Origin of the sequence: Methylobacterium sp. CCH7-A2 (assembly GCF_001557075.1) — a bacterium.
Taxonomy (GTDB): domain Bacteria; phylum Pseudomonadota; class Alphaproteobacteria; order Rhizobiales; family Beijerinckiaceae; genus Allobosea; species Allobosea massiliensis.
The window spans coordinates 1-19,624 of the sequence record NZ_LSKN01000026.1 but is presented as its reverse complement, the minus strand read 5'-3'; the positions used below and the strand labels follow the sequence as shown (position 1 = coordinate 19,624).

19 protein-coding genes are annotated in these 19,624 nt (G+C 68.5%); 6 read left to right on the top strand and 13 right to left on the bottom strand.

Annotated features, from left to right (window positions below):
- Window positions 1-26 precede the first annotated feature (26 nt).
- The 4 genes from AX750_RS02410 to AX750_RS02395 all read right to left on the bottom strand — a co-directional run bounded on the left by AX750_RS02410 (window position 27) and on the right by AX750_RS02395 (window position 4,986).
- A complete protein-coding gene (locus tag AX750_RS02410; RefSeq protein WP_066734017.1) occupies window positions 27-1,427 on the bottom strand; it encodes a bifunctional serine/threonine-protein kinase/universal stress protein in 1,401 nt (466 codons plus the stop codon).
- A 16-nt stretch (window positions 1,428-1,443) separates the two neighbouring features.
- Window positions 1,444-2,184, bottom strand: coding sequence for a metallophosphoesterase family protein (locus AX750_RS02405; RefSeq protein ID WP_066720555.1), 741 nt, complete (start codon window positions 2,182-2,184; stop codon window positions 1,444-1,446).
- Window positions 2,185-2,266: 82 nt separating this feature from the next.
- On the bottom strand, window positions 2,267-3,577 hold the full coding sequence (locus AX750_RS02400) for a methyl-accepting chemotaxis protein (protein WP_066720513.1): 1,311 nt from the start codon (window positions 3,575-3,577) through the stop codon (window positions 2,267-2,269).
- A gap of 170 nt (window positions 3,578-3,747) precedes the next feature.
- Entirely contained in the window at window positions 3,748-4,986 is a 1,239-nt protein-coding gene (locus AX750_RS02395) for an aspartate kinase (protein ID WP_066720516.1), read from the bottom strand.
- Window positions 4,987-5,134: 148 nt separating this feature from the next.
- Between AX750_RS02395 and ubiG the strand changes: the two genes are divergently transcribed.
- Entirely contained in the window at window positions 5,135-5,905 is a 771-nt protein-coding gene (gene ubiG / locus AX750_RS02390) for a bifunctional 2-polyprenyl-6-hydroxyphenol methylase/3-demethylubiquinol 3-O-methyltransferase UbiG (protein WP_066720519.1), read from the top strand.
- A gap of 13 nt (window positions 5,906-5,918) precedes the next feature.
- Here the strand turns inward: ubiG and AX750_RS02385 are convergent, their stop codons facing one another.
- Window positions 5,919-6,227, bottom strand: a complete 309-nt coding sequence (locus tag AX750_RS02385) for a hypothetical protein (RefSeq protein ID WP_066720522.1) — start codon at window positions 6,225-6,227, stop codon at window positions 5,919-5,921.
- Between the two features lie 215 nt (window positions 6,228-6,442).
- On the opposite strand from AX750_RS02385, the gene ccrA reads away from it, so the two are divergent.
- From ccrA to AX750_RS02360, 5 genes are all read left to right on the top strand, one after another.
- Window positions 6,443-7,714 (top strand): crotonyl-CoA carboxylase/reductase, encoded by a 1,272-nt coding sequence (gene ccrA, locus AX750_RS02380; protein ID WP_066720525.1) that lies wholly within the window; start codon window positions 6,443-6,445, stop codon window positions 7,712-7,714.
- 75 nt (window positions 7,715-7,789) lie between these two features.
- Window positions 7,790-8,449 (top strand): glutathione S-transferase family protein, encoded by a 660-nt coding sequence (locus AX750_RS02375; protein ID WP_066720528.1) that lies wholly within the window; start codon window positions 7,790-7,792, stop codon window positions 8,447-8,449.
- A gap of 106 nt (window positions 8,450-8,555) precedes the next feature.
- The gene (locus AX750_RS02370; protein WP_066720532.1) at window positions 8,556-9,440 is read left to right on the top strand and encodes a DMT family transporter; all 885 of its coding nucleotides are present in this window, start codon (window positions 8,556-8,558) and stop codon (window positions 9,438-9,440) included.
- A 103-nt stretch (window positions 9,441-9,543) separates the two neighbouring features.
- A complete protein-coding gene (locus AX750_RS02365; RefSeq protein ID WP_066720534.1) occupies window positions 9,544-11,259 on the top strand; it encodes an acyl-CoA dehydrogenase family protein in 1,716 nt (571 codons plus the stop codon).
- Between the two features lie 82 nt (window positions 11,260-11,341).
- Window positions 11,342-12,412 (top strand): HD domain-containing phosphohydrolase, encoded by a 1,071-nt coding sequence (locus AX750_RS02360; protein ID WP_066720537.1) that lies wholly within the window; start codon window positions 11,342-11,344, stop codon window positions 12,410-12,412.
- Between the two features lie 69 nt (window positions 12,413-12,481).
- On the opposite strand, the gene AX750_RS02355 is transcribed toward AX750_RS02360, so the two are convergent.
- The 8 genes from AX750_RS02355 to AX750_RS02320 all read right to left on the bottom strand — a co-directional run bounded on the left by AX750_RS02355 (window position 12,482) and on the right by AX750_RS02320 (window position 19,542).
- Complete coding sequence (locus AX750_RS02355; protein WP_066720540.1) at window positions 12,482-12,766, bottom strand: addiction module antidote protein; 285 nt, start codon at window positions 12,764-12,766, stop codon at window positions 12,482-12,484.
- 1 nt (window position 12,767) lies between these two features.
- Window positions 12,768-13,055 carry a type II toxin-antitoxin system RelE/ParE family toxin gene (locus AX750_RS02350; protein ID WP_066720558.1) on the bottom strand — a complete coding sequence of 96 codons (288 nt, stop codon included), beginning with the start codon at window positions 13,053-13,055 and terminating at the stop codon, window positions 12,768-12,770.
- A 68-nt stretch (window positions 13,056-13,123) separates the two neighbouring features.
- The gene (locus AX750_RS02345; protein WP_066720543.1) at window positions 13,124-15,019 is read right to left on the bottom strand and encodes a sugar phosphate isomerase/epimerase and 4-hydroxyphenylpyruvate domain-containing protein; all 1,896 of its coding nucleotides are present in this window, start codon (window positions 15,017-15,019) and stop codon (window positions 13,124-13,126) included.
- A gap of 5 nt (window positions 15,020-15,024) precedes the next feature.
- Window positions 15,025-16,071, bottom strand: coding sequence for a Gfo/Idh/MocA family oxidoreductase (locus tag AX750_RS02340; protein WP_082735328.1), 1,047 nt, complete (start codon window positions 16,069-16,071; stop codon window positions 15,025-15,027).
- A complete protein-coding gene (locus AX750_RS02335; RefSeq protein ID WP_066720547.1) occupies window positions 16,071-16,808 on the bottom strand; it encodes an ABC transporter ATP-binding protein in 738 nt (245 codons plus the stop codon). The genes AX750_RS02340 and AX750_RS02335 overlap by 1 nt, the downstream gene beginning before the upstream one ends.
- A 102-nt stretch (window positions 16,809-16,910) precedes the next feature.
- The gene (locus AX750_RS02330; RefSeq protein ID WP_066720550.1) at window positions 16,911-17,654 is read right to left on the bottom strand and encodes an ABC transporter ATP-binding protein; all 744 of its coding nucleotides are present in this window, start codon (window positions 17,652-17,654) and stop codon (window positions 16,911-16,913) included.
- Window positions 17,651-18,667, bottom strand: a complete 1,017-nt coding sequence (locus tag AX750_RS02325; protein WP_082735329.1) for a branched-chain amino acid ABC transporter permease — start codon at window positions 18,665-18,667, stop codon at window positions 17,651-17,653. The genes AX750_RS02330 and AX750_RS02325 overlap by 4 nt, the downstream gene beginning before the upstream one ends.
- Window positions 18,664-19,542 carry a branched-chain amino acid ABC transporter permease gene (locus tag AX750_RS02320; RefSeq protein ID WP_066720552.1) on the bottom strand — a complete coding sequence of 293 codons (879 nt, stop codon included), beginning with the start codon at window positions 19,540-19,542 and terminating at the stop codon, window positions 18,664-18,666. The genes AX750_RS02325 and AX750_RS02320 overlap by 4 nt, the downstream gene beginning before the upstream one ends.
- Window positions 19,543-19,624: the final 82 nt, after the last annotated feature.

The following is a 19,624-nucleotide window of genomic DNA, read 5'->3' as shown; positions in this document are numbered from 1 at the left end:
GGGGCGGGGTCAACGCAACGGGCCGGTCACGATGTCGCGCCGCCCTTGATCCTGACCACCGAGACCGAGCAGCGCGCCTCGGCCACCACCTTGGTCGAGACGCTGCCGAGATGGCGCCGCACCGCCGAGGAGCTGCGGGCGCCGAGCACGATATGGTCGATGTCGTTGTGCTCGGCATAGCCGAGGATCGCGTCGGCGGCGCTGACCGCCTCGATGACATGGTAGCTCACCCGGTCCTCGCGCAGATGCAGCGGCCGGGCCCAGTCCTTCAGCGCCACGAGCCGCCCGATATAGGCCGAGCGGCCCTGCGCATCGAGGCCCTGATTATCGCGCAACAGCTCGGTGCGCAGGATGCTCAGGCAGGCGAGCCAGGAATCCTCCCGCGCGTCGAGCAGGCGGCGCGTCTCGGCCAGGATCGCCTGCGCCAGCTCGTCATGGGCGCCCGAGAGATCCACCGCCGCCAGCACGATCGAGGGGCCGGCCTCGCGCCGCGCGCGCGTCGGCGGCCCCAGCACCTCGCTCTCCTCGCGCTTCTGGAAGCGCGCCAGCAGGCGCTGCCCCAGGCTGGGCGGAGCTGACGGCTTGCGATGGCGCGCGACCACGACCTGGTCGGGATGGCGCAGGTCGAAGGCAACCTTGGCGGCGTCCGCATAGCGGCGGCTGCGGTCGACCTCGAGGCAGCGCAGCACGATCTCCTCGAGCCAGGCCGGCATGTCCGGCCGCAGCGCGCGCGGCGGGCGCGGCGCATGATAGAGCCGCCGCTTCATGCCGGGCAGCGTCGCCGGCCGGCCGAAGGGCTCCTCGCCGGTGGCCATCTGATAGAGCAGGCAGCCCAGCGCGAAGATGTCGCTCGCCGGGTCGGAGCGGTCGCCCAGCACCTGTTCGGGGGCGATATAGGCTGCCGTCCCCATCGGGGCGGAGCTCTCCTCGCCGAGCAGATCCGGCAGCTCGGCATGGCGCGACAGGCCGAAATCGAGCAGAACGGCGCCGTTCGGCGTGATCATCACGTTCTCGGGCTTGAGATCGAGATGCACCACCTTCTGCCGGTGCAGATCCGCGAGGCCGACCGCGATCGCGCCGCCGATGCGGACCACCTCCGTGATCGGCAGCGGCGCCTTGCCCATGGTCTCGGCCAGCCGCTCGCCCGCGACGAATCCCATGGCGATGTAGGGGATGGCGGCCAGGTCGCCGGCGCCGGCGAAAGTCGGCACATGCGGCCCGGAGAGCCGCTTGTGGACCATCACCTCGGTCTCGTAGCCGACGATGGTCGAGACGTCGGCGCCGGGGTCGAGGATCGGGATCTTCATCACCAGCGGGCCGGCATGGTCGGGATGGATCGCCCGCCAGAGCGTCGCCATGCCGCCCGAGGGCAGACGCTCCGTCAGGGTGAAGCCGTCGATGACAGAGCCGATGCGGGGCGTCTCCATGGCGTTTCCCTCCGTCCTAGCGGCCGATCTGCAGCCGCAGACCGAGCCAGTCCGGCAGGCCGGCAGCGGCGATCTTGCGGGCGGTCTCCTGCGTGTCATAGGGCACGCGGATCATCGTCACCTCGCGCCGGTCGGTATCGAGAAGCGCGAGGCAGGCGGCGGGATTGCCGTCGCGCGGCTGCCCGACGGCGCCCACCACCACGACATGGCGCCGGATCGCGGACAGCGGCGCGGCGATCTGCGGCAGCGGCGTGAAGCACACCGGCTCGCGGCCCGGCAGCGCGTAATGGATCGCCGGCACATGGGTATGGCCGCAGAGCACGAGCGGGGCCGTGGTGGCGGCGAGGCACTCGCGGGCCGCCTTCCCATGCCGCAGATAGGGCCATTTGCCGGGCGCTGCAGCGCTGGCATGGACCAGCAGCAGGCCCGGCAGCTCCGCTGTCAGCTTCAGGCTGGACAGAAAGGCGAGATGGGCGGGCGAGAGCTGCGCGCGTGTCCAGACGATCGCGTCATGGGCATGCGGCGTCATCCCCCCCGGGCCCTGGACCGTGGCCTCGTCATGATTGCCCAGAACGCACAGCGCCCCGTCCTCGACCAGCCGCGCCGCGGCCTCGACCGCGAAGACAGGGTCCGGCCCATAGCCGACGATGTCGCCGAGCAGAACGATGCGATCCGGCGCCAGCCTCGCGACCGTGGCGAGGACGGCTTCGGTCGCCTCGCGATTAGCGTGCAGATCCGTGAGGACGGCGAGGCGCATGGGCGGCAGGACCGCGGGGATGGGGCTCTTGCTGTGCCACCGTCGGGCGCGGCGCGCCATTGGCCTTTCGGCGCGCAGACGCTCAGGCGGCCGGCCTCAGACTCGCGAGGAAATGCGCGACGAGGTCGCTGATCATCCCGGCCGAGGCCTCGACCTGCACGGCGGCGCTGTCGAGTTCGATCGACATCTTGGCGACGTCGCCGATCGAGAGCCGCGCGGCTTGGGCGGAGGTCAAACCTTCCCGGGTGCGGGTCGCCGCCTCCTGCGCATCCGCAGCCATATCGCCCGTCGCCGCCGATTGCTGGCGGACGGTCTGGGCAATCGAAGCGGCGGTCTCTTCCATCCGCCCGATGGTCTGGCTGATCGAGCCGACATGCCACACGCAGCTCTGCGCCGCCGCCTGCACCTGGGCGATCTGACCGGCGATGTCACCTGTCGCCCCGGCGGTCTGATGCGCCAGCGACTTCACCTCCGCCGCCACGACGGCGAAGCCCCGCCCGGCGGCGCCGGCGCGGGCCGCCTCGATGGTGGCGTTGAGGGCGAGCAGGTTGGTCTTGGTCGCGATCTGCTCGATCAGGGTCACGATCGAGCCGATCCGCCCCGTCGCCTCCGTCAGCACCGCCATCGCATCGGTGACCTCGCGCGTATCGGCGACGGCGGCAGCGGCGATGCTGAAGCTCTGCTGCGTCTCCTGGCTGACATGGTCGAGCGCGCGGACGAGGCCGTTGGTGGCGGCGACAGCGCGGTCGATGCGGTCGGTGCAGGCGCGCGCGGCGTCCTCCGCCACCGTAGCCTCGCGGTCGGCCTGGCCGCTGCGGTAGAGGCTCGTCGCCGCATAGTCGCGCAGCGTGCTCGCGGCGAGCCGAAGGCTCTCCGAGAGCTGGCCGATCTGGTCCTGGAAGGAGGATGCGGCCAGATGCAGCGCGTTCTCGCGGCGCGTCAGGCCGATCCGGCTCGCCCGCTGGTGGCAGGAGGTGGCGGCGAGCGCGTCGCACAGCAGGAGTCGGGTCAGCGCGGCCGCATCGGCGATGGCTGCGCGGCTGCTGAAGCGCCGCCGCCGCGCGATCTCCGCGAAGAGCGGCTCGATCAGCCGCAGCGCCGTTCCCAGCCGCGTGCGGATGCCCATCGCATCGCCGTAGTCGCTGGTCGCGGCGCGGTTGAGGTCGGCGGCATAGTCGTCGCCGAACCCTCCGCTGAACAGCATCTCGAGGTGGCGCTCTTCGGCCTCGACGATCGGCTGGCGATGTCGCTCGACATGGGGCCTCATATCGGCGACGGAGCGTTCGAGATGGTCGCAGTAGTCGTTCGTCGCCGCCCGCGCCCTCGCGCGCACCACCGGCAGCAGCGACCGCGCCACGGCGATCGAGCGCTCGTCGACACCCGAGACGGTCAACAGTCTCTCGATGCCAGCGCGCGTGATCGCGGCGGGTTCTGCGGGAGAGGGTGTATCCTGGGTCAAGATGCGCCTGTGCCGACGTTTCGCCGGCTTTGACGATCTCACGGCCCCCCTAAACAAAGGCGGCGCGAATTCGGAAGCATTTTCGCGCCGTCTTCAGCGCCTTCTTAAGCCGCGTCGAGCCCGTAGAGCGAGTGCAGGGTGCGCACCGCGAGCTCGGTATAGGCGGCGTCGATCAGCACCGAGAACTTGATCTCGGAGGTGGTGATGGCGCGGATGTTGATGCCCTTTTCCGACAGGGCGCGGAAGGCGCGGGCCGCCACGCCGGCATGGCTGCGCATGCCGACGCCGATCGCCGACACCTTGACCACGTCGGTCGCGCCCTGAAGCGCCTGATAATGGATCTGCCCGTGCAGGCTCTCCAGCAGCGTCTTGGCGCGCTCGTAATCGGCGGTGGGCACGGTGAAGGTGATGTCCGTCGTCGCCTGGTCGTCGGACACGACCTGGATGATCATGTCGACATTGATGTTGGCATCGGCCAGCGGACCGAAGATGGCCGCCGCCACGCCGGGCTTGTCGGCCACGCGCCGGAGCGTGATCTGGGCTTCGTCGCGCGAGAAGGCGATGCCGGTGACGATCTGCTGTTCCACGATGTCGTCCTCGTCGCAGATGAGGGTGCCTGGATTGGGATTGGTGGGGTCGTCGAAGGAGGAGCGCACATAGGTCGGCACGCGATGCACCATCGCGATCTCGACCGAGCGGACCTGGAGCACCTTCGAGCCGAGCGAGGCCATCTCCAGCATCTCCTCGAAGGAGACCTTGTCCATGCGCCGCGCCTTGGGCACGACGCGGGGGTCGGTGGTGTAGACGCCGTCGACATCGGTGTAGATGTCGCAGCGATCCGCCTTCAGCCCCGCCGCGATCGCGACGGCGGAGGTGTCCGAGCCGCCGCGACCGAGCGTGACGACGCGGTTGGTCTGTGCGTGGACGCCCTGGAATCCCGAGCAGACCGCGATCTCGCGGTTGCGGTCGAAGCCGGCGAGGATCCCGGCGCCGTCGACGCTCTCGATCCGCGAGGAACCATGCGCGTCGGACCCGTAGATCGGGATCTGCCAGCCCTGCCAGGAGCGAGCCGGAAGCCCCATTTCCTGCAGCACGATCGCCATCAGACCGGAGGTCACCTGCTCGCCCGAGGCGACGACCACGTCGTATTCGGCGCGGTCGTAGAGCGGCGCAGCCTCCTTGCACCAGGCGACCAGCTCGTTGGTCTTGCCGGACATGGCGGAGACGACGACCGCGACCTCATGGCCGGCGTCGAACTCGCGTTTGACATGCCGGGCCGCGTTCTTGATCCGCTCCACCGTGGCGACTGAGGTGCCGCCGAATTTCATCACCAGACGGGCCATGGCGGTCCAGAGGCTCTCGAAGACGGGATATCCCGACGGGCGGGACGAAAGGTCACCCTCGCGCCGGGCGCGGGGCGCGTGTAGATGACGGGGAGCGGCGGGCCTGTCAATGCGACGAAGGCCCGTCGGTGGCGAAGGGAGCACGAGCATGGTGGCGAGCGCACGGACCGAGGGCGCAACCCGGGACGGTTCCACCATCGATCCCGCCGAGGTGGCGCGCTTCGAGGGCATTGCGAAGACCTGGTGGGACCCGAAGGGACCCATGGCGGTCCTGCACAAGTTCAACCCTGTCCGGCTCGCCTTCATCCGTGATCTCGCCTGCGCCCGTTTCGGCCGCGATCCGAAGACGATCCGCTCGCTCGAGGGGCTGACGCTCGTCGACATCGGCTGCGGCGGCGGCGTCCTCAGCGAGCCGCTGGCGCGCCTGGGCGCGCAGGTGACGGGGCTCGATCCCGCGCCGACCAATGTCGCGGTCGCCCGCTCCCATACCGAGGCTGCGGGTCTTTCGGTGGATTACCGCCAGGAGACCATCGAGGCGCTCGTCGCCGAGGGCGCGCGCTACGACATCGTCCTGGCGATGGAGGTCGTCGAGCATGTCGCCAATGTCGAGGCTTTCGTCGGCGCCTGCTGCGCGGCCGTGAAGCCGGGCGGGATGCTGGTGATGGCGACGCTGAACCGCACGCTGAAATCCTACGCGCTGGCCATCGTCGGGGCCGAATACGTCCTGCGCTGGCTGCCGCGCGGCACCCATGACTGGGAGAAGTTCGTGAAGCCGGACGAGCTCGGCGACGCGATCGCCCGCTGCGGGCTCGACCTCGGTGAGACCACGGGCGTGACCTACAACCCGCTGACGGACCGCTGGTCGGCCTCGCGCGACACCGACGTCAACTATATGATGGTGGCCTACCGGCCGGCCTGAGGCCGGCGGGCGCTCACAGCCAGCGCCGGATCACCGTCAGCAGGATCAGCAGGGCAAGCCCGCTCCCCAGCGCCACCAGCGATGTCGTCAGCGCGGGGTTGGTGCCGATCGTGTAGCCCAGCTTGCGCCAGAGCAGCGTCCCGCCGATCGCGCCGCCGGTGATGATGACGCCGTTCAGGATGATGCCGAAGGCGCCGTCCCGCAGCAGCATGTCGGAAATCCATCCGAACAGCAGCAGCCCGACGCCGACGATGGCCAGGAAGACGACGAGCTGCGGCGTCGACATGTCGGGCAGGCCGAGCATCAGGATCAGCGTGCGCATCGTCGGGTCTCCGGAGGGCCCTTGACTTTAGCGGCAAGCGGTTAAGGGGAAGCTGCCGCCTGCCGCCGTCGTTGCGCGCCATCATCTGCGGTTCGTGCATTTTGCGGCGCAATATAGTTCGATCGGCTGATGGCGCGACGCAGCATATGGTGCATGATCGCTCCAACCACCCCCGGCCCGACCGTCGGCGGGCGGACAGCAGGGGAGAGACGACCATGTCGAAGACGCAGGCCGCCGCGCAACCGCTCAAAGATCTCTACGAACTGGGCGAACTGCCCCCGCTCGGCCATGTGCCGGCGAACATGTACGCCTGGACCATCCGCCGCGAGCGGCACGGCCCGCCGCAGGAGAGCTTCCAGGTCGAGGTCGTCCCGACCTGGGCGATCGGCGAGGAGGAGGTGCTCCTTCTCGTGATGGCCGGCGGCGTCAACTACAACGGCATCTGGGCTGGCCTCGGCCAGCCGATCTCGCCCTTCGACGTCCACAAGCAGTCGCTCCACATCGCCGGTTCCGATGCCTCGGGCATCGTCTGGGCGGTCGGCTCCAAGGTGAAGCGCTGGAAGGTCGGCGACGAGGTCATCGTCCACTGCAACCAGGACGATGGCGACGACGAGGAGTGCAATGGCGGCGACCCGATGTTCTCCTCCTCCCAGCGCATCTGGGGCTACGAGACGCCGGACGGCTCCTTCGCGCAGTTCTGCCGGGTGCAGTCGCGCCAACTCATGGTCAAGCCGAAGCACCTCTCCTGGGAGGAGGCGGCCTGCTACACGCTGACGCTCGCCACCGCCTACCGCATGCTCTTCGGCCACGCTCCGCACACGATCAAGCCGGGCGACAACGTGCTGGTCTGGGGCGCTTCGGGCGGGCTCGGCGTCTTCGGCGTGCAGCTCTGCGCGGCCTCGGGCGCCAACGCCATCGGCGTGATCTCGGACGAGACCAAGCGCGACTACGTGCTGGGGCTCGGCGCCAAGGGCGTGATCAACCGCAAGGATTTCAACTGCTGGGGCCAGATGCCGACCGTCAACAGCCCGGAATACGATGTCTGGGTGAAGGAAGCCCGCAAGTTCGGCAAGGCGATCTGGGACATCACCGGCAAGAAGGACGTCGACATCGTCTTCGAGCATCCCGGCGAGGCGACCTTCCCGGTCTCCTGCCTCGTCGCCAAGCGCGGCGGCATGGTGGTGTTCTGCGCCGGCACCTCGGGCTTCAACATCACCTTCGATGCCCGTTATGTCTGGATGCGGCAGAAGCGCGTCCAGGGCTCGCATTTCGCCCATCTCAAGCAGGCGAGCGCGGCCAACCAGTTCGTCATCGACCGGCGCCTCGACCCCTGCATGTCCGAGGTCTTCCCTTGGGACAAGATCCCGCTCGCCCATCACAAGATGTGGAAGAACGAGCACGCGCCCGGCAACATGTCCGTGCTGGTCTACGCCCCGCGCACCGGGTTACGGACCTATGAGGACGTCGTCGAGGCGCTGGCCGGGTAGGGCGGTCAGGAGGCTTGCGCGCTGGAGCGATAAAACTTAAACGTTCGGTAAAGTGATCTGCCGAACGAGGGTATCATGTCGCTCCAGCTCTATGCCCATCCCTTCTCCTCCTACTCGCAGAAGGTGCTGATCGCGCTCGACGAGAACGCGACGCCCTACCGGCTCCGCCTGCTCAGCAGCGAGGACCCGAAGACAGGGGAGGAATTTGCGGCACTCTGGCCGCTGAAGCGCTTCCCGGTGCTGGTCGACGGGGCCGAGACGGTCGTCGAATCCAGCATCATCATCGAGCATCTCGAGCTGAATCATCCCGGTGCCCGGCCGCTGCTGCCGCGCGATCCGAAGCAGGCGCTTCCCGTCCGGGCGATGGACCGCTTCTTCGACAACTACGTCATGACGCCGATGATGCGGATCGTCTTCGACCGGATCCGGGCGGAGGCCGACCGCGACCCCGTTGGCGTCGCCGAGGCGCGCGCGCTGCTCGACACGGCCTATCAATGGCTCGACGGCCAGCTTGGCAGTCGCCAATGGGCCTGCGAGGGGGACTTCTCCATGGCCGACTGTTCGGCTGCGCCATCGCTGTTCTACGCCGATTGGGTCCACGAGATCGATGCAGCCTTCGCGAACACGCGTGCCTATCGGGCGCGGCTGCTGGCGCGCCCCTCCGTCGCACGCGCCGTCGAGGCGGCGAGGCCCTATCGCCACCTTTTCCCGCTCGGCGCACCGGATCGGGATTGAAGCGCGGCGGTCGAGCCGCGCGCGGCCGGAACATGGCGGGCGGGCGCAGATGCGCTGTCGCCGTGCGGGGAAGGGCTGTAGAGCATGGCCCTCGCAAAGGCGTCCCATGCTGTCATCGCCCCTCTTCCTGCGCGCTGTCCCGCTCATCTTCACCTTCCTCTGGTCGTCGGGCTGGATCGTCGCGGGCTACTCGGCGCAGTACGCCGACGCGCTGACCTTTCTCGCCCTGCGTTTCGCGACAGCGGGGGTCTTGCTGGCGGCCCTGTCGCTCGCCGTCGGCGCACCCTGGCCGCAGACGCCACGCGCCTGGGTCGACTGCGCGATCTCCGGCGTCCTGCTGCACGCGATCTATCTCTGCGGCGTCTGGTGGGCGGTTCGCCATGGTCTGCCGGCCGGCATCTCGGGCCTGATCGCGGGGCTGCAGCCGATCCTGACCGCGCTGCTGGCTCCGGCGCTGGTCGGCGAGCGCATCTCGCTCGTCCGCTGGGCGGGCATCGCCTTTGGTTTCGTCGGCATCGCGCTGGTGCTGGAGCCCAAGCTGGTCGGCGTCGATCCCAGCGCGCTCTGGGGCATCGTCATCCCCGTCGTGGTGAACATCGTCGGCATGGTCGCGGTCACCTTCGGCTCCTTCTTCCAGAAAGCGCGCATCGTCTCGGGCGATTTGCGCACGGTTACGACGATCCAATACGCCGCCGCCTTCGCCTTCACGCTGCCGCTCGCCTTTGCGCTGGAGCCGATGCGGATCGAGTGGAACCTGACCATGGCGCTGGTGCTGGCCTGGTCGGTGCTGGCGCTGTCGCTCGGCGGGATAGGGCTCTATCTGCTGCTCCTGCGTCGCGGCGAGGTCTCGCGCATCGCGACCTTCCTCTATCTCGTGCCGGCCCTGGTGGCGGTCGAGGCCTGGATTCTCTTCGGCGAGACGCTGACGCCGATCCAGATCGCCGGCATGGCGCTCACCATCGTCGGCGTGGCTCTCGCCAGCCGCAAATAGCGCCGCTGCCGCACGCGCGGGCCATGCGGCGATCTTGCGCCGAAAGAGGCATTCCGCCTGCGAAATTCTCGCCCTATGCTGCGACGCACAAGGGAGAGAAACCATGAGCGCACAAGCCGCCGTCCAGATCGCCGATCCGGCCCCCGCGAGCGCTACGGCGCTGATCGCCGCCGCGCTGCCGGGCTTCGAGACCCTGCTGCAGAATGCCGTTGCGGCCGTGCGCGCGGCTGTGACGGTGGAGGGCAAGATCTCCTCCGCCCGGCTCGAGGCGCAGCAGCACGCCGCTCACGGCCTCGCCTGGCTTGCGACCTATGTGATGGCGCTGCGCGAGCTCAAGGCCTATGGCGAACGCCTCGCATCCGAGAATCGCTATGGCGCGATCGAGGATTACTCGATCCGCATTGGCGCCGGCGAATATGCCGCGCAGATCCTCGGCGGCATCCCGATGAGCCAGGGCGAGATCGTGCGCCTGGCTGCGCTCGGCCTCTCCGAGAAGGCGATCGCCGCCGCCGATACGCCGGCCGCCCGGGCCCTGCTCGCGCAGGGCAACACGCCTGAGAACCGCGCCCGCCTCGTCGACCTGTTCAGCCAGGATGACGGCGCCGCCGGCGTCGGCGATCCCGGCCTCGACGAGACACTCGAAGCGATCCGCTCCGAGATGCGCCGCTTCTGCGCCGCGGAGGTGACGCCCCACGCCCATGAGTGGCACCTGAAGAACGACTACATCCCGATCGAGGTCGTCGAGAAGATGGCCGAACTCGGCGTCTTCGGCCTGACCATCCCCGAGGAATTCGGCGGCATGGGCCTGACCAAGGTCTCGATGTGCGTCGTCTCGGAGGAACTGTCGCGCGCCTATATCGGCGTCGGCTCGCTCGGCACCCGCTCCGAGATCGCGGCCGAACTCATCCTCTGCGGCGGCACCGCCGAGCAGAAGGAGAAATGGCTGCCGAAGCTGGCTTCGGGCGAGGTCCTGCCCACCGCCGTCTTCACCGAGCCCAACACCGGCTCCGACCTCGCCAGCCTGCGCACCCGGGCGGTGAAGGAGGGCGAGGGGGACGCGGCTGTCTGGAAGGTCTCCGGCAACAAGACCTGGATCACCCATCCCGTCCGCGCCGACATCATGACCCTGCTGGTGCGGACCGATCCGTCCGAGAGCGGCTACAAGGGCCTCTCCATGCTGATCGCCGAGAAGCCGCGCGGCACGGACGAGAACCCGTTCCCGGTGGAAGGGCTGACCGGCGGCGAGATCGAGGTGCTCGGCTATCGCGGCATGAAGGAGTACGAACTCGCCTTCGACGGCTTCACCGTGAAGGGCGAGAACCTTCTCGGCGGGGTCGAGGGCCAGGGCTTCAAGCAGCTCATGCAGACCTTCGAGGCCGCCCGCATCCAGACCGCGGCTCGCGCCGTCGGCGTCGCCCAGTCCGCCTTCGATCTCGGCTTGCGCTATGCCCGCGAGCGCATCCAGTTCGGCAAGAAGCTGATCGCCTTCCCGCGCGTCGCCGACAAGCTCGCGATGATGGCCGCCGAGATCATGATCGCGCGCCAGCTCACCTATTTCGCCGCCCGCGAGAAGGACGCCGAGCGCCGCTGCGATCTCGAGGCCGGCATGGCCAAGCTGCTCGGCGCCCGCGTCGCCTGGGCTGCGGCCGACAATGCGCTGCAGATCCATGGCGGCAACGGCTTCGCGCTCGAATACGCCATCAGCCGCGTGCTCTGCGACGCCCGCATCCTCAACATCTTCGAGGGTGCCGCCGAAATCCAGGCGCAGGTCATCGCGCGGCGGCTTGTTGAAGAGGCCGATGCCTCGCGCGCTGCCTGATCTTTAGGCAGCCGCGACAACGGCTCTTTTACGCTTGGCGTGTCTGATTGAAACGGATGGGCCGTAGCGGAACTGTTTCCGGATGCTTCTGATCACCGACCGTGTCGACGGCCATCCGGATCTGGCGCGCCGGCTCGGACTGATCCGGGCCTGCGAGACCGTGATCCTCGGAGCCGAAGCCTCGCCTCGCGAATCCCGGCCCGCCATCGTCATCGGCGATGTCGATCTCGGCCGGCGCGAGAGCGTCGAGGCGATGCGCCAGGCCCTGGCGCGCCATCGCGGCAAGACGACGCCCTATCTCTGCCTGCTGCGCGAAATGACGGTCCGCACCGCCATCCAGGCCCGCGCCATCGGTGCGACGGAGGTGCTGGCGGCGGACGCACCGGCCGCGCTGCTGGTCAAGACCATCGACCAGCTGCTCGGCGATGGCGGAAACGGCGACCCCGCAGAGGAGACGGCCGCCTTCACCCGCGCCCAGCTGGCCACTGCGGCGGCCTCGCTCGCCGACATGCTGGGGGCGGTCGCCAGCGGCAGGGCTGTCCCGCTACGCGCCGTCGAGGCGTCGGTCGAGGCGATCGAGCAGGCGGCGGGCGCCAGCGACATCGGCGACCTGCTCCAGGTCGTCTGGAGCTATGACGACCTCACCTATCAGCACTGCATGCTGGTCGCCGGCCTGGCGGCGAGCTTCGCCCATCAGCTCGGCTTCTCGGCGGAGGACCGCAAGCTGGTGACACGCGCCGCCGTTCTGCACGACATCGGCAAGGCGCGCATTCCGCTCGACATCCTGCACAAGCCCGGCGCGCTCGATGCCGCCGAGCAGGCAGTGATGCGCGGGCATCCGATGCTCGGCTACGAGATGCTGGTCAGGCAGGGCGGCCTGCGCCCCGAGGTGCTGGCGGCCGTGCGCTCCCACCACGAATATCTCGACGGCTCCGGCTATCCCGACGGGCTGAAGGACGCGGAGATCGGTGACATCGTCCGGATGATCACGATCTGCGACATCTATGCGGCGCTGATCGAGCGGCGCAGCTACAAGCCGCCGATGGCGCCGGACCACGCCTATGCCATGCTGGTGCTGATGGGCACAAAGCTCGACGCGGCGCTGGTGCGGGCCTTCGAATCCGTCGTGCTGAAGACAGCGCAGGCGGCGTGACGCAGCGGTCAGCCGTTAAGGATGAGAGCCTGGGATGAGCGGCCGGGCGGGGGCCGGCGAGCTTCCGCCTTACGTTGCGACCACCGACAGCCTGAGCCCGAGCGCCTTGGTCGCTTTGGAGAGGGTTTCGAGCGTCGGGTTTCCGCCTGGTCGGAACGCCTTGTAGATCGCCTCGCGACTAAGTCCACTCTCGGCTGCAAAAGCCGTAACCCCCCGCGCACGGGCGATGTCCCCGAGCGCTGCGGCGATCAAGGACGGATCGCCCTCTTCGAGCGCGGCCTCGATATAGGCGGCCTGCTCCTCGGGGGTCGCGAGGTACGTCTGGACGTCGAAATCCCGGGTTTCGATGGGCATCCTAAAGGTCCTTCGCCATCTGTTTCGCTCTGGCGATGTCCGCTGCCTGCCGACGCTTGTCGCCCCCGCACAGGAGGATCACCAGTTCGGCGCCGCGCTGAACAAAGTACAGCCGATAGCCCGGCCCAAAATCGATCCTCATTTCGCCGATGCCGTCGAAGAACCTGACGTCCCCCAGATTGCCGAGCTGGGCCCTTCTGATCCTGACGATGATGCGGGCACGGGCCGACACATCGCGAAGATGTCGCAGCCACTGCGAGAATTCGGCCGTCTCCACGACCTCGATCATGTGGATCATAATACACAGGCGCACACCCGCCGGTCAACGGCGTTGGCTCGCCTGTGGGTTGCCGAGCCCTATAGCTCCCGCAGCGAGCGGGGCATCGTCACGGGTCGCGCCTCGCGCGCCTGCGCTGCCAGCCGCACCGGCGCGTTGACCGCCCCGAAGCCGGCATAGCCGCCGCGGCGCTCGACGATTTCGAAGAAGAAGCGCTGCGCGAAGACATGGGTGTAGACCTGCAGGAATTCGGCCTCGCCGTCGCGGTCATAGAGGATGTGGTGGTCGCGCAGCCGGTCGATGAAGGCGGGATCGAGCCCGTGCCGCGCCTCGAGGTCGTCATAATAGTTCTCGGGGATGGCGAGGAAGGAGAGCCCCGCCTCGCGCATCGCCTGGACCGCCGCGAAGATGTCGGGCGCGCTGAAGGCGATGTGCTGCACGCCCGAGCCGAAATGCTCCGAGACGAAGCGCGAGGACAGCGTCCGCGTCGCCTGCGAGCCGTTGAGGACGAAGCGCACGCCGCCCTCGGGCGAGACCAGTGGCCGGCTCTCGACGAGCCCGGCTGGGTCGGCGATGGCGAGCTGCGGAATCCGCTCCAGCGCGAAGAGCGAGGTGTAGAAGAGGAGCCAGGACAGCATCTCCTCATAGTCCATCGACTGCGAGATGTGGTCGACCCGCGCCAGCCGGGCGGGGGAGGGCGCGCCGGCCGCGGGCGCAACCGCCGCGAAATCCCGCTCCCAGATCTGGCCCAACTCGCCGCTGGGCTGGGTGAAATAGATCAGCGAACCGCCGACGCCGCGGATCGCGGGGATGTGAAGCTCGCCCGGCCCGACCGCCTGCTCGAAGCTCTGGATCTTCAGCCCCAGCGCGCGGGTCATCGCCTGATCGACATCGTCGACGCGAAGGCAGATGGCGCAGGCGCCCGGACCGTGCATGATCGCATGCGACTGCGCGAAACCGTCCGTTTCGGTGTTGAGCAGCAGGTTGATGCCGCCCTGGCTCCAGCGCGCAACGGCCTTGCTGACATGCTGGCCGGTGTGGCGGAAGCCCAGCGCCGCCAGCAGACGCGCGAGGTCCGCAGCGGTGTCCTCGTCGAGCGCGAACTCGATGAACTCGACATCGAGCACTGTGGCGCGCGCCGGCAGATGCGGCTCCGCCTGGTCGGCGAGCGCGATCAGCGAGCGGATGCCGTCGGTGGCGAGGCGGCGCGCCGAGCCGGCGCGGAACTGGTCGTTGAAGATCTCGTGCGAGAGCGGCCCGGCATAGCCGGTCTGCGCGACCGCCCGCATGAATTCGGCCACCGCCAGATCGCCCTGGCCCGGAAAACAGCGGAAATGCCGGCTCCAGCTCAGGACGTCCATATCGAGCTTGGGCGCATCCGCCAGCTGGACCAGGAAGATGCGGTCGCCCGGGATCGAGGCGATGGGGGACAGCGGCGACTGGCGCGCCAGCGTGTGGAAGGAATCGAGGATCAGCCCGATCCGCTCATGGTCCGCCCGGCGCACGATCTCCCAGGCGTCGCGATAATCGTTGACGTGCCGACCCCAGGCCAGCGCCTCGTAGCCGACGCGCACGCCGAAGCGCCCGGCGAGCTCGCCGAGTTCGTGGAAATCCGCCGCCGCGCGGTCGATCCCGCCCAGCGCCTGCGGCGAAACGTTCGAGCAGATCAGCATCAGGTCGGTGCCGAGCTCGTTCATGATCGCGAATTTGCGCTCCGCCCGAGCAAAGCCGCGCGCGCGCAGCGGCTCCGGCATGCCCTCGAAATCGCGGAAGGGCTGGAAGGCGGAGATCCTCATGCCGAGATCGGCGACCATGCGGCCGACCTCGCGCGGCCCGCCATCGAAGGTCAGGAAATCGTTCTCGAACACCTCGACCGCGTCGAACCCCGCCGCCGCGATTGCCTGCAGCTTTTCCGCCAGGTCGCCGCTCAGCGAGACGGTTGCAATCGAGGTCGGGTTCGTCGCGGGGTTGGTCATGGCTGTCAGCCCTCTGCCCGGTCGATGGTGACGGGTGCGCCCCGCCGCGCCGCCTCGGCAACCGCCTCGATCACGGCGAGTGTCCGGGCCGCATCCGCCGCATCGGTGATCGGCGTCTCCTCGCCCCGGATCACCGCGCAGAAATGCCGGATCTGCTCGGCGAGCGGCTCCAGCGGCGTCAGCGGAAGCGTCTCGCGCAGCAGCGGCTCCCACCAGCCCTGGCGGCCCTCGTAGTGCCAGCGATCGAGCGCCGGCACGGAGAGCGAGCCCTCGCTGCCGGCGATCAGGTAGCAGAGCCCGTCGCGCTGCGGATAGACCTTGTTCTCGCCCGACGAGAGCTCCCAGCTCCACGGCGTCGGCGTCACGTCCGAGACGGTGGCCGTGCCCAGCGCGCCGTTCTCGAAGCGGAAGACGAGGGCGGCGGTATCCTCCACCGCAAAGCCCCGCGTCGCGTTCGAGGTCATCGCCTGCACGCTCTCGATCTCGCCGCAGATGAAGCGGAGATTGTCGATGTCGTGGATCAAATTGATCAGCACCGGCCCGCCGCCGGGCTCGCGCCGCCAGGCGACGTCGAAATAGTCGTCCGGCTTGCGGATCAGGAACAGCGAGGTCACGGCGACCAGCCGGCCGATCCCGCCCTCGCGCACCAGCTTGCGCGCCGCCTTGACGATCGGGTTGTGGCGGCGGTGATGGCCGCCGAGAACCGGCACGCCTGTGCGCTTCTGCACCGCGACCAGCCGCTGCGCCGCCGCGACGCTCTCCGCCAGCGGCTTCTCGATCAGCACCGGGACACCGGCCTCGAGGCATTCGATCGCGCCGGGAACATGCAGCGCATTGGGCGTCGCGATGATCGCCCCGTCCGGTTTCATCGCCGCCAGCATGTCGGTGATCGAGGCGAACCAGGGCGTGCCGCGCTCGGCCGCCAGCGCCTTCGCCGCCTCTGTCGGATCGCAGATCGCGGCGCAGTCGCAATCCGCCGAGGCGTCGAGCCGCTCCAGATGCGCGCGCCCGATCAGACCGGCGCCGACGATGGCGATCTTCAGGTTTGCCATCACGCCGCGTCCGTCAGGGCGCCGCCCAGGAAGAGCTGCGCCACCCGCGGATCGGCGAGGATCTCCGCGGCCGGCCCCTGCATCCGGGTCTGGCCGAGTTCGAGCACGAGACCCTCATCCGAGATTTCCAGCGCCGAGCGGGCATTCTGCTCGATCATCAGGATGGTGACGCCCTTGGCGCGCAGCTCCATCAGGATCGCGAAGGTCTCCTGCACCAGCATCGGCGAGAGCCCGATCGAGGGCTCGTCGATCAGCACGAGCTTGGGGTCGAGCAGCAGCCCGCGCACGATCTCGAGCTGCTTCTGCTGGCCGCCCGAGAGCGTCGAGGCCTGGACATCGGCCTTGGCGCGCAGCGCCGGGAAACGGTCGAGCGCCGCCTCGATCCGCCGGGGCATGTCGGTGATGTGGGCGCCCGCCGCGACCGAACCGAGTTCGAGATTGTGGCGCACCGACAGCTCGGGGAAGATGTTGCGCCCCTGCGGCACATAGCAGATGCCGGCCTCCAGCAGCTTGCGCTGGGTCAAGTTGGTGATGTCGGTGCCGTCCAGCCGGATCGCGCCCTCGCGCAGCTTCAGCAGGCCGAAAATCGCCTTGAACACGGTCGATTTGCCGGCGCCGTTGGGGCCGATCACGGTGGTGATGGCGGCGCGGCGCACCTTGAACGTCGTGCCGTTCAGGATGGTCATGGCGCCATAGCCGCCGACCACGCCGTCGAGTTCGAGGATGGGGGTGGTCATTCCGGTCTCCATTCCCTTCCGCGTCATTCTCGGGCGGAGCGCAGCGCAGACCCGAGAATCTCTTGCAGGAGATGCTCGGGTCGAGCCCGAGCATGACGGATGTTAGTGCCCCAGATAGGCGTCGATCACGGCCGGGTTGGCGCGGACCTCGGCCGGCGTGCCTTCCGCCAGCACCCGTCCCTCCGCCAGCACGATCACGCGCGAACAAAGGCTCATCACGAAATCCATGTTGTGCTCGATCACGACGAAGGTCGCGCCCTGCTCGGCGTTGATCGCGCGCAGCCGCTCCTTGAGGTCGCCCAGCATGGTGAGGTTCACGCCACCCGCCGGTTCGTCGAGCAGCACGAGGCGCGGGCCGGCCATGAAGGCCATCGCCGCGTCGAGCAGCTTCTGCTGGCCATAGGAGAGCCCGCCCGCCTTGGCGTCCGCGAGATGGCCGAGCTTGAAGAAGCCGATCATCTGCTCGGCCTTCTCGGTGAGCCCGGCATCGCGCGCCCCGAACAGGCGCGACAGCATCGAGCCCTCATGCTCCTGGCCCGCGAGGATCAGGTTCTCGCGCACGGTCAGCTCGGGGAAGACCTGCAGCAGCTGGAAGGTGCGGCTGACGCCGAGCCGGTTCAGATCCGAGGGGCGCATGTTGGTGACCTCGCGGCCGTCCAGCTTCACGCGGCCCTCCGTCGGCTCGAGCTGCCCGAGGATGCAGTTGAACAGGGTCGACTTGCCGCAGCCATTGGGGCCGATGATGCCGAGGATCTCGCCCTCCTTCACCGAGAAGGACACCCCGTTGACCGCCTTGATGCCGCCGAAGGCCTTGTGGAGGTTGTCGACTTCCAGAACCGTGTTCATCGGCCGTCTCCCCGCTGGCCGGTGAGCTTCGCCCAGGCCCGTTCCATCAGCCCGCTGACCCCCTGGGGGCAGGCGATCAGCAGCAGCATCACGATGGCTGCAAAAATGATCAGGTAGAGCGAGCCGGCGAAGCGCAGCCATTCCGGCAGCACGACGCCGAGCAGCGCGCCGACGAAGGGCCCGAGCAGATAGCCGGAGCCGCCCGCCACCACCATCAGCAGCAGGAAGAAGCTCTGCGACAGTGAGAACGGCGAGGGGTCGATGAACTCGACCAGCGGCGCATAGAGAGCGCCCGCGAAGCCGGCATAGGCGGAGCCGATGGCGAAGGCGAGCAGCGTATAGGCGCGCGTGTCGATGCCGAGGCTCGCGGCGCGGATCGGGTTCTCGCGCAGCGCCGTGAAGGCGCGGCCCCAGGGCGAGCGGATCAGCCACCACAGCGCCACCGCCAGAATGAAGGTGACCACGACGACGAAACGGTGGAATTCCAGCGCGCCGAAGAGCTTGATCCCGAAGAAGTCCGGCCGGTTGATGTTGGAAATGCCGAAGACGCCGCCGGTCAGCCACTGCTCGTTGCGCAGGATCAGCCAGACCAGCGTCGAGAAGGCGAGCGTCACGAAGGCGAGGTAATGCGCCTTCACCCGAAGGGCCGGGAAGCCGAGCACGATGCCGACCGCGAAGGTCAGCAGGCCCGACAGCCCGAAGGCGGCATACCAGGAGACACCGTATTTCGTCGTCAGGATCGCGGTCAGATAAGCGCCCATCCCCATGAAGGCGGCCTGCGCCAGCGATTTCAGCCCGGCATAGCCCAGCGTCAGGTTCAGCCCCATCACGGCGATGCTCATCACCAGCCAGAGCGAGAGCACATAGGTGCCGTAGCGGCCCATGCCGACCGGCGCGAACCAGAGGATCACGGCGCCGGCGAGCAGGGTCAGGAAGGCGCCGTCTAAGGTGCCGCCGAGCGGCAGCCGCCCGAGGCGAGGGGAGGCGGCGTCGCGGGTCGCTTGCACGCTCATACGCGGCGCTCCTCTTTGCGGCCCATCAGGCCTTCCGGCTTGAGCAGGATGATCACGACGAGCAGGACGAGCGGCACCGCCAGCCGGTAGGAGCTGGAGACATAGGCCGCGGCCATCGAGTCGACGACGCCGACGATCAGCCCTCCGACCAGCGCGCCGCGGACCTGGTTGAAGCCGCCGACGATCGCCGCGATGAAGGCGAACAGGCCGATGACCTCGCCATTGGAGAACTTCGCGAGGTAGATCGGCGAGATCAGCACCGAGGCGACGACGGCGAGCGCGGCGTTGATCACGAAGGTCAACAGCACCATCCGCTCGACCGGGATGCCGAGGATGCGCGCGACCGTCGGGTTCTGCGCGGTCGCCTGCATCTGCCGGCCGAGCCGCGTGCCGCCGACGAACCATTGCAGCAGGCCGATGACCGCGAAGGCGCAGGCGATGATCGCCAGATGCTGCAGCGAGATCGCCGCGCCGAAGACCTCGATCGTCTGCGTCGGCACGAAGGAGGGGAAGTTCTGCGCCTCGGCCGAGAAGCCGTCCTTGGCGCCTTCCTTCATGATGATCGACAGCGCCATGGTGGCGATCGCGAGCGGCAGCACGCCGTGCTTGATCATCGGGTCGACCACGGTGAGCTTGAAGCCGACGCCGAAGATCAGGATGAAGGCGGCGATGCCGATCAGCGCGCCGAGCCAGACCGGCGCGCCGAACAGCTTGATCGCGAGCAGCACCAGCACGGCCGGCAGCATGACGAACTCGCCCTGGGCGAAGTTGATCGTCTGCGAGGTCTGCCAGACCAGCGTGAAGCCGATCGCAGCCAGCGCATAGATCGCGCCCGTGGCGATACCGGCGATGAGATAGGCGATGAATTCGGCCATGGGGGTGCCTTGTTCAGTTCGCGAGAGTGGCTCGACGCGAGCCCCTCCCCCTTGTGGGGAGGGGTTGGGGTGGGGGTAGGAC

Excerpts from the sequence above, each read along its gene's own strand:
- ccrA (WP_066720525.1), top strand. The coding sequence starts at position 6,443 with ATGTCGAAGACGCAGGCCGCCGCGCAACCGCTCAAAGATCTCTACGAA.
- AX750_RS02355 (WP_066720540.1), bottom strand. The coding sequence starts at position 12,766 with ATGCCCATCGAAACCCGGGATTTCGACGTCCAGACGTACCTCGCGACC.
- AX750_RS02385 (WP_066720522.1), bottom strand. The coding sequence starts at position 6,227 with ATGCGCACGCTGATCCTGATGCTCGGCCTGCCCGACATGTCGACGCCG.
- AX750_RS02375 (WP_066720528.1), top strand. The coding sequence starts at position 7,790 with ATGTCGCTCCAGCTCTATGCCCATCCCTTCTCCTCCTACTCGCAGAAG.
- AX750_RS02350 (WP_066720558.1), bottom strand. The coding sequence starts at position 13,055 with ATGATCGAGGTCGTGGAGACGGCCGAATTCTCGCAGTGGCTGCGACAT.
- AX750_RS02340 (WP_082735328.1), bottom strand. The coding sequence starts at position 16,071 with ATGGCAAACCTGAAGATCGCCATCGTCGGCGCCGGTCTGATCGGGCGC.
- AX750_RS02395 (WP_066720516.1), bottom strand. The coding sequence starts at position 4,986 with ATGGCCCGTCTGGTGATGAAATTCGGCGGCACCTCAGTCGCCACGGTG.
- AX750_RS02320 (WP_066720552.1), bottom strand. The coding sequence starts at position 19,542 with ATGGCCGAATTCATCGCCTATCTCATCGCCGGTATCGCCACGGGCGCG.
- AX750_RS02335 (WP_066720547.1), bottom strand. The coding sequence starts at position 16,808 with ATGACCACCCCCATCCTCGAACTCGACGGCGTGGTCGGCGGCTATGGC.
- AX750_RS02370 (WP_066720532.1), top strand. The coding sequence starts at position 8,556 with ATGCTGTCATCGCCCCTCTTCCTGCGCGCTGTCCCGCTCATCTTCACC.
- AX750_RS02405 (WP_066720555.1), bottom strand. The coding sequence starts at position 2,184 with ATGCGCCTCGCCGTCCTCACGGATCTGCACGCTAATCGCGAGGCGACC.
- AX750_RS02410 (WP_066734017.1), bottom strand. The coding sequence starts at position 1,427 with ATGGAGACGCCCCGCATCGGCTCTGTCATCGACGGCTTCACCCTGACG.
- AX750_RS02345 (WP_066720543.1), bottom strand. The coding sequence starts at position 15,019 with ATGACCAACCCCGCGACGAACCCGACCTCGATTGCAACCGTCTCGCTG.
- AX750_RS02325 (WP_082735329.1), bottom strand. The coding sequence starts at position 18,667 with ATGAGCGTGCAAGCGACCCGCGACGCCGCCTCCCCTCGCCTCGGGCGG.
- AX750_RS02330 (WP_066720550.1), bottom strand. The coding sequence starts at position 17,654 with ATGAACACGGTTCTGGAAGTCGACAACCTCCACAAGGCCTTCGGCGGC.
- AX750_RS02360 (WP_066720537.1), top strand. The coding sequence starts at position 11,342 with ATGCTTCTGATCACCGACCGTGTCGACGGCCATCCGGATCTGGCGCGC.
- AX750_RS02365 (WP_066720534.1), top strand. The coding sequence starts at position 9,544 with ATGAGCGCACAAGCCGCCGTCCAGATCGCCGATCCGGCCCCCGCGAGC.
- ubiG (WP_066720519.1), top strand. The coding sequence starts at position 5,135 with ATGGTGGCGAGCGCACGGACCGAGGGCGCAACCCGGGACGGTTCCACC.